Annotated in this window: 11 protein-coding genes; 7 read left to right on the top strand and 4 right to left on the bottom strand. The window is 72.3% G+C overall.

What is annotated here, in order from left to right; all coding sequences use genetic code 11:
* Positions 1-30 precede the first annotated feature (30 nt).
* Positions 31-2,532, top strand: a complete 2,502-nt coding sequence (gene hrpB / locus WA762_RS28795) for an ATP-dependent helicase HrpB (protein WP_335939444.1) — start codon at positions 31-33, stop codon at positions 2,530-2,532.
* Positions 2,533-2,557: 25 nt separating this feature from the next.
* On the opposite strand, the gene pgfA is transcribed toward hrpB, so the two are convergent.
* From pgfA to WA762_RS28780, 3 genes are all read right to left on the bottom strand, one after another.
* A complete protein-coding gene (gene pgfA / locus WA762_RS28790; protein ID WP_335939443.1) occupies positions 2,558-3,562 on the bottom strand; it encodes a cell envelope lipid trafficking protein PgfA in 1,005 nt (334 codons plus the stop codon).
* A gap of 83 nt (positions 3,563-3,645) precedes the next feature.
* Positions 3,646-3,786 (bottom strand): SPW_0924 family protein, encoded by a 141-nt coding sequence (locus WA762_RS28785; protein ID WP_335939442.1) that lies wholly within the window; start codon positions 3,784-3,786, stop codon positions 3,646-3,648.
* A gap of 422 nt (positions 3,787-4,208) precedes the next feature.
* On the bottom strand, positions 4,209-5,912 hold the full coding sequence (locus tag WA762_RS28780; RefSeq protein WP_335939441.1) for a lytic transglycosylase domain-containing protein: 1,704 nt from the start codon (positions 5,910-5,912) through the stop codon (positions 4,209-4,211).
* A gap of 185 nt (positions 5,913-6,097) precedes the next feature.
* Between WA762_RS28780 and WA762_RS28775 the strand changes: the two genes are divergently transcribed.
* Positions 6,098-6,925 (top strand): DUF4184 family protein, encoded by an 828-nt coding sequence (locus tag WA762_RS28775; protein ID WP_335939440.1) that lies wholly within the window; start codon positions 6,098-6,100, stop codon positions 6,923-6,925.
* 63 nt (positions 6,926-6,988) lie between these two features.
* Here the strand turns inward: WA762_RS28775 and polA are convergent, their stop codons facing one another.
* On the bottom strand, positions 6,989-9,700 hold the full coding sequence (gene polA, locus WA762_RS28770) for a DNA polymerase I (protein WP_335939439.1): 2,712 nt from the start codon (positions 9,698-9,700) through the stop codon (positions 6,989-6,991).
* A gap of 236 nt (positions 9,701-9,936) precedes the next feature.
* Here polA and WA762_RS28765 point away from each other — a divergent pair, with 236 nt between their 5' ends.
* From WA762_RS28765 to WA762_RS28745, 5 genes are all read left to right on the top strand, one after another.
* Positions 9,937-12,213, top strand: a complete 2,277-nt coding sequence (locus tag WA762_RS28765) for an FdhF/YdeP family oxidoreductase (protein WP_335939438.1) — start codon at positions 9,937-9,939, stop codon at positions 12,211-12,213.
* Positions 12,214-12,419: 206 nt separating this feature from the next.
* The gene (locus WA762_RS28760) at positions 12,420-12,890 is read left to right on the top strand and encodes a PaaI family thioesterase (RefSeq protein WP_335939437.1); all 471 of its coding nucleotides are present in this window, start codon (positions 12,420-12,422) and stop codon (positions 12,888-12,890) included.
* Between the two features lie 672 nt (positions 12,891-13,562).
* A complete protein-coding gene (locus tag WA762_RS28755; RefSeq protein WP_335939436.1) occupies positions 13,563-14,786 on the top strand; it encodes a branched-chain amino acid ABC transporter substrate-binding protein in 1,224 nt (407 codons plus the stop codon).
* A 104-nt stretch (positions 14,787-14,890) separates the two neighbouring features.
* Positions 14,891-15,820, top strand: a complete 930-nt coding sequence (locus WA762_RS28750) for a branched-chain amino acid ABC transporter permease (protein ID WP_335939435.1) — start codon at positions 14,891-14,893, stop codon at positions 15,818-15,820.
* A gap of 5 nt (positions 15,821-15,825) precedes the next feature.
* Positions 15,826-17,601 carry a branched-chain amino acid ABC transporter permease gene (locus WA762_RS28745; RefSeq protein ID WP_335939434.1) on the top strand — a complete coding sequence of 592 codons (1,776 nt, stop codon included), beginning with the start codon at positions 15,826-15,828 and terminating at the stop codon, positions 17,599-17,601.
* Positions 17,602-17,605: the final 4 nt, after the last annotated feature.

The raw sequence follows: 17,605 nt of genomic DNA, 5'->3' as shown, positions 1-17,605 counted from the left end.
CACGGGCCGGCCCCGTACGAGACTGGGGGCGTGATCCGCGCCGACGCCCTGGAACAGCTGCCCGTCCGCACCGCCGTGCCCGCCCTGGAGGAGGCGCTCGACGACCGGGGCGTCGCGGTGCTGTGCGCGCCGCCCGGCACCGGCAAGACCACCCTGGTGCCGCTGGCCCTGGCCGGGCTGACCGGTGACGGGCGGCCGGTGCGGCGGGTGGTGGTCGCCGAGCCCCGCCGGATCGCGGCGCGGGCGGCGGCCCGGCGGATGGCCTGGCTGCTCGGGGAACGCGTCGGCGGGCGGGTCGGCTTCACGGTGCGCGGCGAGCGGGCGGCGGGGCCCGGCACCGTGGTGGAGGTGGTGACCACCGGGGTGCTGCTCCAACGGCTCCAGCGCGACCAGGAACTGGCCGAGGTCGACGCGGTGATCGTCGACGAGTGCCACGAGCGGCATCTGGACGCGGACACGGTCGCCGCGTTCCTCCTCGACGTGCGCGAGACCCTGCGGCCCGAGCTGCGGCTGGTCGCCGCGTCCGCGACCACCGACGCGACGGGCTGGTCCCGGCTGCTGGGCGACGCCCCGGTGGTGGAGGCGCGGGGCGTCTCCCATCCGGTGGAGGTGGTGTGGGCGCCGCCCGCCGGCCCGGTGCGACCGCCGCACGGGATGCGCGTCGATCCGGCACTGCTGGCGCACGTCGCCGCGACGGTGCGCCGGGCGCTCGCCGAACGGGACGGCGACGTGCTGTGCTTCCTGCCCGGGGTCGGCGAGATCGGGCGGGTGGCGGGCCGGCTCGCCGGGGTGGACGCCGAGGTGCTCCAGGTACACGGGCGGGCCCCGTCGGCGGTGCAGGACACGGTGCTGGCCGGACCGGCCGGCGACCGGCGCGTGATCCTGGCGACCTCGGTCGCGGAGTCCTCGCTGACCGTGCCGGGCGTGCGGGTCGTGGTCGACTCGGGGCTGGCCAGGGAGCCCCGTACCGATCACGCGCGGGGACTGAGCGCCCTGACCACCGTGCGGGCCTCCCGGGCGACGGGCACGCAGCGGGCGGGCCGGGCCGGCCGGGAGGCGCCGGGCGTGGTCTACCGGTGCTGGGACCGGGCGGAGGACGGGCGGCTCGCCCGCTACCCGTCGCCGGAGATCGCGGTGGCCGATCTGACCGCGTTCGCCCTGCAGGCGGCCTGCTGGGGCGACCCGGACGCGTCCGGGCTGGCGCTGCTCGATCCGCCGCCGGCGGGTGCGATGGGCGCGGCGCGCGAGGTCCTGACGGCGGTCGGCGCGGTGGACGCGCAGGGGCGGGCCACCGACCGGGGCGTGCGGATGTCCCGGCTGGGCCTGCATCCCCGGCTGGCCCGGGCGCTGCTGGACGGCGCCGCCGAGGTCGGCGGGCGGCGGGCGGCCGAGGCGGTGGCGCTGCTGAGCGAGGAACCGCCCCGGGAGTACGGGGACGATCTGGCGGCTGCGCTGCGGTCCGCCCGGCGCGGCGGGGACGGCTACGCCGCGCGGTGGCGGCAGGAGGTCCGGCGGCTGTCCGCGTCGGTCGCGGAGGCCGCGACGGGCCCCCGGACCGACGACGCCGCCGTCGGTCTGGTGGCCGCGCTGGCGTTCCCGGAGCGGGTGGCGCGGGCGCGCGGCGGGGGCGCGTTCCTGATGGTGTCGGGCACCGGGGCGGAGACCCGGGAGGGCTCGGGGCTGCGGAGCGCGCCGTGGCTGGCGGTCGCGGTCGCGGACCGGCCCGTGCACGCGGCGTCCGCGCGGGTGCGGCTGGCCGCCGTGATCGACGAGGACACGGCCCGCGCGGCGGCCGGGCGTCTGCGGGTCTGTGGCGAGGAGGTCCGCTGGGCGGACGGCGACGTGGTGGCCCGCCGGGCGGAACGGCTGGGCGCCGTCGAGCTGGCGGTGCGCCCGCTGCGCGAGCCGGATCCGGCGGCGGTGCGCGCGGCGCTGCTGGAGGGGCTGCGGCGGGAGGGGCTCGGGCTGCTGCGCTGGACGCCGGAGGCCGGGCGGCTGCGGGAGCGGCTCGCGTTCCTGCGCCGGGCGGTGGGCGCGCCCTGGCCGGACGTGTCGGAGGAGGCGTTGTCGGAGCGTGCCGGGGAGTGGCTGGAGCCGGAGCTGTCGCGGGCGCGGCGGCGGTCGGACCTGGCGCGGATCGACGCGGGGCAGGCGCTGCGGCGGCTGCTGCCGTGGGCGACGGGCGAGGCGGCGCGGCTGGACGAGCTGGCGCCGGAGCGGATCGAGGTGCCGAGCGGTTCCCGGATCAGGGTCGAGTACGGCGGGGCGCAGCCCGTGCTCGCGGTGAAGCTCCAGGAGTTGTTCGGCCTGGCCCGGACGCCGAGCGTGGCCGGGGTGCCGGTGCTGGTCCATCTCCTGTCCCCCGCCGGGCGGCCCGCGGCGGTCACCGCGGACCTGGCGTCGTTCTGGCGGGACGGCTACCGGGCGGTGCGCGCGGAGCTGCGGGGCCGTTATCCGAGGCATCCGTGGCCGGAGGACCCGACGACGGCGGTGGCGACCCGGTTCACCAACGCCCGGCTCGGGCGGGAGTAGCGGCCGGGTCCGCCCCGGGCCCGGCTCAGGCGGGGGCGGGCGCCGGCTCCGGCGCGGGCGATCCGCCGGGCCGGGCGCCGTCCGGGCGCCGGGAGCGCGCCTCCAGCCACAGCGCGAGGGCGAACAGCGCGACGCCGAGGCCCAGGAAGCCCCACGGCAGGTACGAGGTGAGCAGCAGGATCAGCAGGCGCTGCGAGGAGACCAGGTCGACGGTCGACTCGATGTAGTCCTCGCGCATCTTCACGTGTCCGGCGAACACGGTGACGGTGTCCTGCGGCAGGCCCATCGCCTTCGCGTTGCGCAGCTCCTCCTTGTGGATCTCCTCGCCGTTGACGGGCGCCCCGGTGACCGGGTCGACCCAGAACATCCGCTTGGTGGTGTACCAGCGGGTCATGCCGGTCTTCGCGATCTGTTCCGGGGAGACGCCCTGGATGGGCATCTTCTTCGGCATCGGGACCTTGGTCCAGGGGACGGTCTGCTCGAAGTAGTAGACGGTCATGCCGCGGAAGACGCGGGTGCCCCGGTAGTGGATGGGCGAGCTGGTGCGGGCCTGGGCGTCGAAGTACTGGTAGTCGCGTTTCTCGGTGAGGAAGGGCCACTTGAACTCGATGCCCTCGCGTCTGACCGGGTCGCCGTCGACCGTCTCACCGGTGGCGTGGACGGGTTCCTGGCTGTGGGCGTCGAAGATGTAGCGTTCGGGGATCTCGGAGACCATCTTGCCGTCGGAGCCGGCGACGTAGCTGAGGGCGTCCCAGACGACGACGTCGCGGCCGGCGTCGCGTTCGATCCGCTCGGACTCCTCCACATTGCCCTTGAGGGTCTGCACGATGGTGACCCGGGGCACCTGCTTGACCTTCATGCCGTCGTTGTAGTCGAGGAGGGTGGCGGGCTTCGCCTCCAGCACCATCTCCTGGTACTGGCTGGGCGGGATCTTCGCCAGCCTCGGGAAGGCGTACCAGCGCAGCAGCGGCGCCATGGCGGTGAAGAAGACGGCGAAGGCCAGGAGTACGAGGCCGGCTCGGCGGCGCATGGTGGTGTCCTCCCTCTGTTCGCACGGCTGCCCTCCGGCGGCTCCGGCGCCTGCTTCCGGCAGCTGTGGCGGTCTCTTTCCGGTCACTGGTTCCTGAGGGGCGGGACGGTGGTCAGCAGCGGCTTCGGAGAGGTCTCTCCGGGCGGGGCGCCGACGGCGGAGACGGCGAGGACGAGCGCGAGGGCCGCGGCAAGTCCGATGGCGGCGGCGACGAGGGCACGCATGCCGGTCCTCCCGGTGAGCACGGATCCGACGGCGCCGGACCTGATGGGTCGTCAGGATTGGGGCACCGTAGCAACACGGGCGCGAGAGGGGAACACGTGGAACGGCCCCTCCGCCGGGTGCGGGGCGAAGGGGCCGCCGGGACGCGGTCCGCGGACCGTGCCCGCCGGACACCGGACACCGGACGCCGGGCGCCGGGCGCCGGGCGCCGGGCACCGGTGTCGCCGGCCGGCGTGGCGGTCGCGGGCATGCGGTCTCGTACGGGTCCGGCGGCGTGCGGGCCCGGCGGGCGCACGGACGTGACGGTCGCGGACGCACGGTCTCGCACGAGCCCGGCGGACGCACGGGCCCGGCGGACGCACGGGCCCACGGAGCCGGCACGGGCGTCGCGGGCCGCCGGGTGCGCGGTCCCGCGTCGCGCGCGTCAGGCCGCCGGGGCCTCGACGACGAGCTCGATGACGAGCGTGGCGCCGCCCTCGGCGGCCAGGCGCAGCTTGTACGCGCCCGCCGCGCCGTCCGCGTAGATCTTCGGGAGCCGGAGCCTGCCGTTCGCGTCCGTCTTCAGGCCGGTGAGGGTGCGGACCGTCTTGTCGTGCGCGTCCTTGAAGTACGGGCCCTTGTCGTTCTCGGCGGGCTCGGCGGGCTTCTCCGCGTCGGTGATCATGGTGGCGGTGACGGCGACGCCGGCGGCGATCGCGCCCCGGTAGACGGCCTCGACCTCGACCGTGTCCGCGAACTCGGTTCCGGGCGCGGCGGTCAGGGCCTTGTCGTCGGTCCTGGTGAGCTCGTCGGCCTGCCGGGCGGTGACGGTGGCGGTGTAGCCGACGCCGGGCAGCCCACGGCCGGTGGCGACCGCCCGCACCCTGAACTCCCCCGTCCGCCCTCCCGCCTTCAGCACCGGTGCGATGGCCGTGCCGTCAGCCCCGGTGACGACGGTGGCCTCCGGCTTCCCGCCGGCGAAGACGGCGTCCGTGTCGCCGGTGACGGTGAAGGTGACCGACACCCCGGCCATCGCGCCGCCGGCGGTGTCCGTGGCCCGCACCTTGATCCGCTCCGCGAACGCGCTGCCCGCGGTGGCCGTCAGGGGACCGGTCCCGGCGTTCTCCACCCGCGCCAGGGGCCGGGACGGCGTGGGCGTGGGGGTCGGCGTCGGGGTGGGGGTCGAGCCGCCGCCCGGCTTCGACGGGCCGGTGCCCGGCTTCGGCTCGGACGGCTTCGGCTTCGGCTCGGGCCGGGACGTGGGGCTTCCCGACGGCGACGGCGACGGGGACGACGGGCTCGTGGCGCCGGGGCGGGCGTGCGTGCCGCCGCCGAGGTCCGGCGGGACGACGCCGGTGCCGTCGGGGATCTCGTGTGCGCCGCGCCGGTAGTAGTCGAACCAGGAGCGGACCGTGCGGAGATAGACGTCCGAGTGGTTGTAGCTCAGGACCGCCCGGTCGAGGTCCGCGGCGACCGACAGATCGCGCGAGCCCGCGCAGAGATAGCGCCCGGCGGCGAGGGCGGCGTCGTAGATGTTGTTGGGGTCCTTGCGGCCGTCGCCGTTGCCGTCCTGGCCCCAGGTCGCCCACGTCGACGGGATGAACTGCATCGGGCCCACGGCCCGGTCGTGCGTCGCGTCCCCGTCGTACAGCCCGTTGTCGGTGTCCTTGATCAGGGCGAAGCCCCGCCCGTCCAGGACCGGGCCGAGGATCGGGGAGAACGTGGTGCCGTTCGCGTCGACCCGGCCGCCGCGGGCGTGGCCGGACTCCACCTTGCCGATCGCGGCGAGCAGTTGCCACGGCAGCCGGCAGGCGGGGTCGCTGCCCGCGATGGTCTCCTCGGCCTTCTTGTACGCGGCCAGGACCGAGGCCGGTATGCCGGACTCGGAGCCCCCGCTCAGGGGCGACTCGACCGTGCTGCTCGGCTTGTTGGGCGAGTTCAGCGGCGGCAGTTCCGTGTAGTAGGGCGAGTTGCCGGTCGCCGCGCCGTCGTCGGGCTCCGGCGAGGCGCCCATCGCCTGCGCGTCGCCGCTCGGACCGGCCGACGGCGTACCGGGAGCGCCCGAGGCGGAGAGGGCCGCGACGGCGAGGGCGGCCACGGCGGTGGTGGTCGCCCCCTTGCGAAGTCGGCGACCGAACTGCGCTGCCATACCGTGGCCCCTCCCGTCGTCGGCTGTCCGCGCTCCCCGGCGCGCGGGACTCAAGCGACCCTACGGCAACTCATCCGCCTGAGACAGCGTCTCCTGACCGCTTCTTACCTGTTTTTCATGTTCCCGTCCCCAAGTCGTACGCCGGCTGTCCGGCGGGTGACGACGGCTCGCGCATACTTGCCGTCATGCCGTTCACACTCAGTCATGCCGCGGCGGTGCTGCCCGGACTGCGGCGCGGCGGCACGGCACGCGGCCCGTTCCTCGCCCCGGCCCTGGTCGCCGGCTCGTTCGCCCCCGACCTGACGTACTTCGCGGACAGCGTGGTCCCCGGCGCCATGGAGTTCGGGGACGTCACCCACTCGTTGCCCGGCGTGCTCACGGTCGACGTGCTGTTGACCGCCGCGGCGGTGGCGCTCTGGCTGCTGCTGCGGGAACCACTGGTCGCGCTGGCGCCGGCGCCCTGGCGCGAGCGGACGTACGCGTTCGTACGGGGCGGGCGCGGCCCCGCGCGGCCGGTCCGGCCCCCGCGCGACGGCGCGCGGTTCGCACTGTCGGCGGTCATCGGCTCCGCCACCCATGTGGTCTGGGACGCCTTCACCCATCACGGCCGGTGGGGCGTGCGGCTGGTGCCCGGGCTCGACGGCAGCCTCGGCGGACATCCCGTGTTCCAGCTGGCGCAGTACGGGAGTTCGGCGGCGGCGCTGGCCGTGCTGGCCTGGTTCACGGTGTCGGGCCTGCGGCGGGCCGGGGCGCGCCCGCTCCCGCCGTCCGTGCCCGTGCCGGGCCGCCGGGAGCGGTGGGCGGCGGGAGCCCTGATCGGGACCTGCGCGCTGCTGGGCATCGCCCACCGCTGCGCACGCTGGCACGCCTACCACGGCGGAGTCGACAGCCCGCTGGACATCATCCCGACGGCCTGCTTCGGCGCGGGCGCCGGGCTGGCGGCGGGCCTGCTGCTGTACGCGGCCTGGACGCGACTGCGCCCGATGGGCGCGGCCCGGGCGGAGACCCGCTGAACGCGGCCGGGGCCGGGCCCGGCGGGCGTCCGAACCCGGCCCGCGCCCAGCCCCGGGCCGTCGTCAGTGCGCCGCCGACTCCCAGTCCCCGCCGACGCCGACCGACACGTCCAGCGGGGCGCGCAGCCGCACGGCCGTGGACATCTCGTGACGCACGATCTCCTCCACCCGCGCACGCTCGCCCGCCGCGATCTCCAGAACGATCTCGTCATGGACCTGGAGCAGCATCCGCGACTTCAGCTCCGCCCCGGACAGCGCCCGGTCGACCTTGAGCATGGCCACCTTCACGATGTCCGCCGCCGTACCCTGGATCGGCGCGTTCAGCGCCATCCGCTCGGCCATCTCACGGCGCTGGCGGTTGTCGCTGTTGAGATCCGGCAGATAGCGGCGACGGCCGAAGACCGTCTCGGTGTAACCCGTGGCCCTGGCCTCCTCCACCACCCGGTGCAGATAGTCGCGCACCCCGCCGAACCGCTCGAAGTAGGTGTCCATCAGGCCGCGCGCCTCACCCGCCTCGATGTTCAGCTGCTGGGACAGGCCGAAGGCGGACAGCCCGTACGCCAGCCCGTAGCTCATCGCCTTGATCTTGCGCCGCATCTCCGGGTCCACGGCCGACTTGTCCACCCCGAAGACCTGCGAGGCGACCGTCGTGTGCAGGTCCTCGCCGGAGGTGAACGCCTCGATCAGACCCGCGTCCTCCGAGAGATGCGCCATCACCCGAAGCTCGATCTGGCTGTAGTCCGCCGTCATCAGCGACTCGAAGCCCTCACCGACGACGAAGCCCCGGCGGATGGCCCGGCCCTCGTCCGTGCGCACCGGGATGTTCTGCAGATTGGGATCGGTCGACGAGAGCCGGCCCGTCGCCGCCACCGTCTGGTTGAACGTGGTGTGGATCCGGCCGTCCGTCGCGATCGTCTTGATCAGACCCTCGACCGTGACCCGCAGCTTCGCCTGCTCACGATGGCGCAGCATGATCACCGGAAGCTCGTGCTCCGTCTGCGCGGCCAGCCAGGCCAGCGCGTCGGCGTCCGTCGTGTACCCGGTCTTCGTCTTCTTCGTCTTCGGCAGCCCCAGCTCGCCGAAGAGGACCTCCTGGAGCTGCTTGGGCGAACCCAGGTTGAACTCCCGGCCGACCGAGGCGTGCGCCTCCTTCACCGCCTGCTGCACCGCACCGGCGAACTGCTGCTCCATCGCCTCCAGATGGGCCCGGTCCGCGGCGATGCCATGCCGCTCCAGACGGGCCAGCAGCGCCGACGTCGGCAGCTCCATGTCATGCAGCAGCCCGGCCGCCCCGACCTCCGCCAGCCGCGCGGCGAACGCCTCGCCCAGATCCAGGACCGCACGGGCCTGCGCCATCAGCGCGTCGGCCTCGGCCCGGTCGTCCGCCCCGAACGCCAGCTGCCCGTCCGGCGCCGACGCCGGCGCCAGCTCCCGGCCCAGATACTCCACCGCCAGCGCGTCCAGCGCGAAGGAACGACGCCCCGGCTTGACCAGATACGCCGCCAGCGCCGTGTCCATCGTCACACCGTCGACCCGCCAGCCGTGCTCCGGGAAGACCCGCATGGCGCCCTTGGCGTTGTGCATCACCTTCGGCCGCCCGGCGTCCGAGACCCAGGCGGCGAACGCCCGCTCGTCGCCCTCGTCCAGCTCCGCCGGATCGAACCACGCCGCCGCGCCGCCCGCCGCCGCCAGCGCCACCTCCGTGACCCGGCCGGCGCCCAGCGCCCACGTGTCGGCCGTGGCCACGCCCAGCGGCTCCCCGCCGTGCTCCGCGAGCCACGGCGCCAGCTCGCCCGCGCCCAGCACCGCGCCGTCCAGCTCCACACCCGCGGCGGGCTCCGGCAGCCCCTGGTCCGCCGCCCCCGGGTCCACGGCCAGCAGCCGCTCCCGCAGACTCGGATTGCGGATCTCCAGCACGTCCAGCACGCCCGTCACCGCCGTGCGGTCGTACGGAGCACGCTCCAGGTCCCGCGGGGCCTTCGGCAGCGCCACGTCACGAACCATCTCCGTCAGCCTGCGGTTCAGCCGCACCGCCTCCAGATGGTCCCGGAAATTCTGCCCCGCCTTCCCCTTGACCTCCTCCGCGCGCTCCACCAGCTCGTCGAACGAACCGAACTGCTTGATCCACTTCGCCGCGGTCTTCTCCCCGACCCCGGGAATGCCCGGAAGGTTGTCCGACGGGTCGCCGCGCAGCGCCGCGAAGTCCGGGTACTGCCGGGGCGACAGCCCGTACTTCTCCTCGACCTTCTCCGGCGTGAAACGCGTGAGCTCCGACACCCCCTTCGTCGGATACAGCACCGTGACATGGTCCGTGACCAGCTGGAACGAATCCCGGTCACCGGTGACGATCAGCACCTCGAAGCCCTCGGCCTCGGCCTGCGTGGCCAGCGTGGCGATGACGTCGTCCGCCTCGAAGCCGTCGACCGCGAAACGGTCCGCGCGCATCGCGTCGAGCAGCTCGCCGATCAGCTCGACCTGCCCCTTGAACTCGTCCGGCGTCTTCGAACGATTCGCCTTGTACTCCGGGAACTCCTCCGCACGCCACGTCTTGCGGGACACGTCGAACGCCACCGCGAAATGCGTCGGCGCCTCGTCACGCAGAGTGTTCGCCAGCATCGACGCGAAGCCGTACACCGCGTTCGTCGTCTGCCCCGACCCGGTCGTGAAATTCTCCGCGGGCAGCGCAAAGAACGCCCGGTACGCCAGGGAGTGCCCGTCCATCAGGAGCAGGCGCGGTCGGTTGTCTGCCGTCTTCTTCGATGCCGTCTCAGCCACGCCTCCGATCCTGCCACGGACCACCGACAATCCCGACCGGGCACCGCCCCGCGCCGCCCCCGCCCGGCCGGGCGCCCCACCACGCCCCGGCCCGGCCGCACCACCCCGCCGGACCGCCCCCGCCCCGCCCCGTGACAGGACCGGGGCCGCCCGGGAGACAATCGGGACCGAGAAGCCGCCGCACGACGCCCACGGCGCACCGCGCGGCCCCCACCCGGCCCGAAGGGAACCGCACCATGGCCACCAAGCCGCCCACAGGTGACCCGGTCCAGGACGCGCCCCGGGTCGGCCCGGCCCGCCACGCCGCCGCCGGCCTGCCCGCCGTGGCCCACAGCCTGCTCGTCGCCGGACAGCAGATGGGCGTGCGCCGCACCGCGCAGACCCTCCTCAAGGTCAACCAGAAGAACGGCTTCGACTGCCCCGGCTGCGCCTGGCCCGAGGGCGACCGGCGGCACACCGCCGAATTCTGCGAGAACGGCGCCAAGGCCGTCGCCGAAGAGGCCACCCTGCGCCGCGTCACCCCCGAGTTCTTCGCCGCCCACTCAGTCTCCGACCTCGCCGCCCGCAGCGGCTACTGGCTCGGCCAGCAGGGCCGGATCACCCAGCCGATGTACCTGCCCGAAGGCGCCGAACACTACGAGCCGGTCACCTGGGAACGCGCCTTCGCCGTCATCGCCGAGGAACTGCGCGCCCTCGCCTCCCCCGACGAGGCCGTCTTCTACACCTCCGGCCGCACCAGCAACGAGGCCGCGTTCCTCTTCCAGCTCTTCGCCCGCGAATTCGGCACCAACAACCTCCCCGACTGCTCCAACATGTGCCACGAGTCCTCCGGCTCGGCACTCACCGAGACCCTCGGCATCGGCAAGGGCAGCGTCACCCTGGAGGACCTCCACCAGGCCGACCTGATCATCGTCGCCGGACAGAACCCCGGCACCAACCACCCCCGGATGCTCTCCGCCCTGGAGAAGGCCAAGACCGCGGGCGCCCGGATCATCTCGGTCAACCCGCTGCCCGAGGCCGGACTCGAACGCTTCAAGAACCCCCAGACCCCGCGCGGCATGCTCAGGGGCACCCCCCTCACCGACCTCTTCCTGCAGATCCGCATCGGCGGCGACCAGGCCCTCTTCCGCCTCCTCAACAAGCTGATCCTCCGGACCGACGGCGCCGTCGACGAAGCCTTCGTCCGGGAACACACCCACGGCTACGAGGAGTTCGCCGCCGCCGCACGCGACGCCGACTGGGACGAGACCCTCACCGCCACCGGCCTCGACCGCACCGCCGTCGAACAGGCCCTGGCGATGATCCTCGCCTCAAAACGCACCGTCGTCTGCTGGGCCATGGGCCTCACCCAGCACAAGCACTCCGTGCCGACCATCCGCGAGATCGTCAACCTCCTCCTGCTGCGCGGCGCCATCGGCCGCCCCGGCGCCGGCGTCTGCCCCGTGCGCGGCCACTCCAACGTCCAGGGCGACCGCACCATGGGCATCTTCGAAAGGCCCCCGGCCGCCTTCCTCGACGCCCTCGACAAGGAATTCTCGATCACCTCGCCCCGCCACCACGGCTACGACGTCGTCCGCTCCATCCGCGCCCTGCGCGACGGCGACGCCAAGGTCTTCCTCGCCATGGGCGGGAACTTCGTCGCCGCCACCCCCGACACCGACGTCACCGAGGCCGCCATGCGCCGGGCCCGCCTCACCGTCCACGTCTCCACCAAACTCAACCGCTCCCACGCGGTCACCGGAACCCGGGCCCTGATCCTGCCCACGCTGGGCCGCACCGACAAGGACGTCCAGGCGAGCGGCAGGCAGTTCGTCACGGTCGAGGACTCCATGGGCATGGTCCACGCCTCCCGGGGCAACCTCACCCCCGCGAGCCCGCACCTGCTCTCCGAGCCCGCCATCGTCGCCCGCCTCGCCCGCGCCGTCCTCGGCCCCGGATCGGCCACTCCCTGGGAGGAGTTCGAGAAGGACTACGCGACGATCCGCGACCGCGTCTCCCGCGTCGTCCCCGGCTTCGAGGACTTCAACGCCCGCATCGCCCACCCCGGCGGCTTCACCCTCCCCCACCCCCCGCGCGACGAACGCCGCTTCCCCACCGCCACCGGCCGGGCCAACTTCACCGCCGCCCCCGTCGAGTTCCCCGAACTCCCGGAAGGCAGGCTCCTGTTGCAGACCCTGCGCTCGCACGACCAGTACAACACCACGATCTACGGACTCGACGACCGCTACCGGGGAGTCAAGGGCGGCCGCCGCGTCGTCCTGGTCAACCCCGACGACGCCCGCGACCTCGGCCTCGCCGACGGCGCGTACACCGACCTCGTCGGCGAATGGAAGGACGGCGTGGAACGCCGCGCCCCCGGCTTCCGCGTCGTGCACTACCCGACCGCCCGCGGCTGCGCGGCCGCCTACTACCCGGAGACCAATGTGCTGGTCCCCCTCGACGCCACCGCCGACACCAGCAACACCCCCGCCAGCAAGTCCGTCGTCGTGCGCTTCGAGAACACCCGGCGGTGACCCCCGGGGCGCCGGCCGGGCCGCCCGCCTCCCGCCCCGGCCCCCGCCCCCGCCCCGCGCGAGACGGCCCCGGCACGGCTCCCGCCCGTACCGGGGCCGTGCCGTCGCACGGCAAACGACCTAAGCGCCCGCTCAGTCGTCTGATATGAACGACGCAGAGACAACACCGAGGCCACGCGCCCCGCAGACGATCGGAGCCGGACACCATGGGCGAGCACACCACACCCACGTTCCCCCAGGAGATCATCGACGAGTACGCCGAACTCGGCGTCGACCTCCCCGCCCTCTTCTCCGCCGGCCACCTCGGCGAACGCATGGGCGTCACCCTCGTCGAAGCCTGCGCCGACCGCGTCGTCGGCACCATGCCCGTCGAGGGCAACACCCAGCCCTACGGACTGCTCCACGGCGGCGCCTCCGCCGTCCTCGCCGAGACCCTCGGCTCGGTCGGCGCCATGCTCCACGGCGGCACCGCCAAGATCGCCGTCGGCGTCGACCTGAACTGCACCCACCACCGGGGCGTGCGCAGCGGACTCGTCACCGGCGTCGCCACCCCCGTACACCGCGGCCGGTCCACCGCCACCTACGAGATCGTCATCACCGACGAGCACGACAAGCGGATCTGCACCGCCCGCCTCACCTGCCTGCTCCGCGACGCGCCCCGCCCCGACGCCGCCTGACCGAAACACAACCCACCGCACCACCCACCGCACGGCACACCGCCGGCACCACTGCCCGACCGGATCACCATCCGGCCGGGCAGTCCCATTTCTCCCGCAACTCCCGTACTTCACCGCCCAGTTGAGCGACCGAAACGATCAACATCCTTGATCACAAGGCGCATTGAACCACCCGACCGGCGCCCGGATCCCGCCACGAGGCGCCACCCGCACGCGCAACACCGCGTCAACCACACCACCCCCAATGTCACGCAGAGTAACGGCGATGCGGTGGGTGCAGGCCACTGCGCAACACCCCCGGCCACCCCCGCGAACACCCGAAAACCCCACCACACCCCACCCCGGCGCCCCACCCGCCCATCACCCGGCGACAGCACCAAGATCTGCTCAAGCCCCTTAGCAGAGCTGGGAGTTCTCACCATGCGGTCACTTTCACCAGCCGGTAAAAGCCGTACATGTCCGCACAGCCACCTCAAGCCTTGCTCAACGGCATAACAAGAAAGTCACATCCTGCGGCGGACCCACCCCCCACCCCCACACCTACGCCTAGAGTCACGGCCAGTCACCGCGCCGCCGGGCGCGTCACCCAGCACGGCCCTGTACCACCCGTACGGCCCGGCGAACCACACGGCACCTCAAGCAGAGGAGGCCGCGCCAGGGAAAGGACCTTTCGTGCGACACCGATCACTCCTCATACTCACCACAGTGCTCACCACCGGAGCACTGACACTCACCGCCTGCGGGTCGCGCGACGACAGCAACAACAGCGGCGGCGGCGACACCAAGACCGTCGTCATCGGCGTCGACGCGCCCATCACCGGCGACCTCTCCGCCCTCGGCCTCGGCATCAAGAACTCCGCCGAACTCGCCGCCAAGACGGCCAACAAGGAAAAGACCGTCCCCGGCATCACCTTCGAGGTCAAGCCCCTCGACGACCAGGCCCAGCCCTCCGTCGGCCAGCAGAACGCCCAGAAGTTCATCGACGACGACACCGTCGTCGGCGTCGTCGGCCCCCTCAACTCCGGCGTCTCCCAGTCGATGCAGAAGCCCCTCAACGACGCCGGCCTCACCCAGGTCTCCCCCGCCAACACCGGCACCGAACTCACCCAGGGCGAGAACTGGAAGACCGGCGACAAGAAGCGCCCCTACAAGACCTACTTCCGCACCGCCACCACCGACCAGATCCAGGGCGCCTTCGCCGCGAAGTACCTCTACAACAACGCGAAGATCAACCAGGTCTACCTCATCGACGACCAGAAGCCCTACGGCGCCGGCCTCGCCGCCTCCTTCAAGAACACCTTCACCGCCCTCGGCGGCAAGATCGTCGGCACCGACCACGTCAACCCCGACGACCGCGACTTCAACGCCGTCGTCACCAAGGTCAAGAAGTCCGGCGCCAAAGCCGTCTACTACGGCGGCGAATACCCCGCCGGCGCACCCCTGAGCCAGCAGCTCAAGGACAGCGTCCAGATCCCCCTCATGGGCGGCGACGGCATGTACAGCGCCGACTTCATCAAGCTCAACAAGAAGGCCCAGGGCGACATCGCCACCTCCGTCGGCAAGCCCGTCGAAGAACTCGACTCCGCCAAGAAGTTCATCGCCGACTACAAGACCGCCGGATACAAGGACGCCTACGAGGCCTACGGCGGCGGCACCTACGACGCCACCTGGTCGATCATCGAAGCCGTCAAGATCGCCGTCGCCGACAACAACGGCAAGGCCCCCGACGACCTCCGCGCCAAGGTCCTCGACGCCATGGCCAAGGTCAAGTTCGACGGCGTCACCGGCCCCGTCTCCTTCGACGAGTTCGGCGACACCACCAACACCATGATGACCGCCTACCAGGTCGACGGCGGCAAGTGGATCTCCAAGATCAGCGAGGTCTACAAGCCCTGACCACCCCCGCCCTCCCGGGCAACCCCAACTGACCCAGACCGCGCGGGAGCGCCACCAGCGCCCCGCGCGGTGCCATATCCGAACCACTCCACGGAGGCCCTGCGGTGAACGAACTGCCGCAACAGCTGGCCAATGGACTCATCCTCGGCGCGATGTACGGACTCATCGCGATCGGCTACACGATGGTCTACGGAATCATCCAGCTCATCAACTTCGCCCACGGCGAGATCTTCATGATCGGAGGCTTCGGAGCTCTCACCGTGTACCTCTGGATGCCGGCCGGCGTCTCCCTCCTCGCGATCATCCCACTCATGATCATCGGCGGCGTCATATGCTCCGTCGCCGTCGGCACCGCCGCAGAACGCTTCGCCTACCGCCCCCTCAGAGGCGCCCCCCGACTCGCCCCCCTCATCACCGCGATCGGACTCTCCCTCGCCCTCCAGCAAGCCATCTGGAAGTGGTACCCCGACGCCAAGAAGGACCGCTCCTTCCCCCAGTTCAAGGGCGAAGCCTTCGACATCCTCGGCGCCCACGTCCAACGCGGCGACCTCTTCGTCCTCATCACCGCCCCCATCTGCATGATCGCCCTCGGCCTCTTCGTCTCCAGAACCCGCCTCGGCCGCGGCATGCAAGCCACCAGCCAGGACCCCGACACCGCCAAGCTCATGGGCATCAACACCGACCGCATCATCGTCATGGCCTTCGCCATCGGTGCCGCCTTCGCCGCCGTCGCCGCCGTCGCCTACGGACTCAAGAACGGCCAGATCGGCTTCAAAATGGGCTTCATCATGGGCCTCAAAGCCTTCACCGCAGCCGTACTCGGCGGCATCGGAAACATCTACGGCGCCATGCTCGGCGGCGTCGTCCTCGGCATCGCCGAATCCCTCGCCACCGGCTACATGAGCGACGTCCCCGGCATGGAACTCTTCGGCGGCGGCGCCTGGAAGGACGTATGGGCCTTCGTCCTCCTCATCGTCGTCCTCCTCCTCCGGCCCCAAGGCCTGCTCGGCGAACGCGTCGCGGATCGGGCGTGATACCCATGACCACCAACCACACCACCACCCCCCTCCTCCCCATCCCCACCGCGGCGGCCCGCATCGCCACCCTCGCCGGCGCCGCACTCACCCTCGCCGGCACCTTCCTCGCCTGGACCTGGACCAAGGAATTCCCCGGCGACCTCACCGTCGACGGCTACCCCGGCGGCCTCCAGGTCCTCACCCTCACCGGTGCCGCACTCACCCTCCTCTACACCCTCTCCGGATACGACATCCGCGGCCTGGGCTGGCTCACCCCCGGCGGCACCAACAGCCCCGTCCGCCTCCTCGCCCTCGGCACCCTCGGCACCACCGGCTACGCCCTCGGCGCCATCTCCTACAACCTCGGCGGACTCGTCAACCTCGAACCCGGCGCCTGGATCAGCGGCATCGGCGCACTCATCACCGCCCTCGCCGCCCTCGGCCTCCCCGCCGACCAGCCCCACACCCGCACCACCGCCTGGGAACGCTTCCGCGACAGCCTCCGCGCCCCCACCGCACCCCGCCCCAGAACCCTCCCCGACTGGGCCGAAATCCTCATCATCGTCGCCGCGTTCGGCATCGGCCTCCACATCTTCAGCTACGGCATCGACACCGACTACACCGAACTCTTCATCGGCTTCCTCATCACCACCGGCTTCGCCTTCACCGCACTCCACCGCGCCGGACTCGTCTCCCGCCTCACCGCACTCACCGCCAAGCACCGCAACATCACCCTCACCGCCGCCCTCGTCGCCGCCGTCTGCTTCCCCTTCACCCAGCAGAAAGAGGAATACGCGCTCATCGGCGCCAACATCCTCATCTTCGGCACCGTCGCACTCGGCCTCAACGTCGTCGTCGGCCTCGCCGGCCTCCTCGACCTCGGATACGTCGCCTTCCTCGGCGTCGGCGCCTACGCCGCAGCCCTGGTCTCCGGCTCCACCATGTCCGCCATCGGCGTCGAATTCCCCTTCTGGGCCGCCGTACTCACCGGCGCCGCCGCCTCACTCGTCTTCGGCGTACTCATCGGCGCACCCACCCTCCGACTCCGCGGCGACTACCTCGCCATCGTCACCCTCGGATTCGGAGAGATCTTCCGCCTCACCGTCAACAACCTCAACGGCAACAGCGGCCCCGACCTCACCAACGGCTCCCAGGGCATCCCCAGCATCCCCGACCTCAAATTCTTCGGCTTCGACTTCGGCCTCAAACACGACGTCCTCGGCTTCACCCTCGGCAGGTCCGCCAACTACTACCTGCTCATGCTCATCGTCACCGCCGTCGTCGTCCTCGTCTTCCGCCGCTCCGGAGAATCCCGCATCGGCCGCGCCTGGGTCGCCATCCGCGAGGACGAAACCGCCGCCACCGCCATGGGCATCAACGCCTTCCGCCTCAAACTCCTCGCCTTCGCCCTCGGCGCCACCCTCGCCGGACTCGCCGGAACCGTCCAGGCACACGTCAACTACACCGTGACACCCGAGCAATACCAGTTCGCCGGCTCCGTACCCCCCAACTCCGCCTTCCTCCTCGCCGCCGTCATCCTCGGCGGCATGGGAACCCTCAGCGGACCCCTCGTCGGCGCCGCACTCCTCTACCTCATCCCGGCCAAACTCCAGTTCATGCAGGACTACCAGCTCTTCCTCTTCGGCGTCGCACTCATCCTCCTCATGCGCCTGCGCCCCGAGGGCCTCGTCGCCGACCGCAGGAAGCAGCTCGAATTCCACGAGACCGACGAACCCGACGCACCGGAACCACGGCAACCCGCCGAAACCGGCGCCGGCATCGCCAAGGCGGGGGCGTGACCAC

It is taken from the genome of Streptomyces tyrfis, from assembly GCF_037034285.1.
In the GTDB taxonomy this organism is placed as follows: Bacteria; Actinomycetota; Actinomycetes; order Streptomycetales; family Streptomycetaceae; genus Streptomyces.
This window is presented reverse-complemented; position numbering and strand designations above follow the sequence as displayed.

Coding starts and splice junctions, on each gene's coding strand:
- pgfA (WP_335939443.1), bottom strand. CDS start 3,562: ATGCGCCGCCGAGCCGGCCTCGTACTCCTGGCCTTCGCCGTCTTCTTC.
- WA762_RS28785 (WP_335939442.1), bottom strand. CDS start 3,786: ATGCGTGCCCTCGTCGCCGCCGCCATCGGACTTGCCGCGGCCCTCGCG.
- WA762_RS28780 (WP_335939441.1), bottom strand. CDS start 5,912: ATGGCAGCGCAGTTCGGTCGCCGACTTCGCAAGGGGGCGACCACCACC.
- WA762_RS28775 (WP_335939440.1), top strand. CDS start 6,098: ATGCCGTTCACACTCAGTCATGCCGCGGCGGTGCTGCCCGGACTGCGG.
- WA762_RS28765 (WP_335939438.1), top strand. CDS start 9,937: ATGGCCACCAAGCCGCCCACAGGTGACCCGGTCCAGGACGCGCCCCGG.
- WA762_RS28760 (WP_335939437.1), top strand. CDS start 12,420: ATGGGCGAGCACACCACACCCACGTTCCCCCAGGAGATCATCGACGAG.
- WA762_RS28745 (WP_335939434.1), top strand. CDS start 15,826: ATGACCACCAACCACACCACCACCCCCCTCCTCCCCATCCCCACCGCG.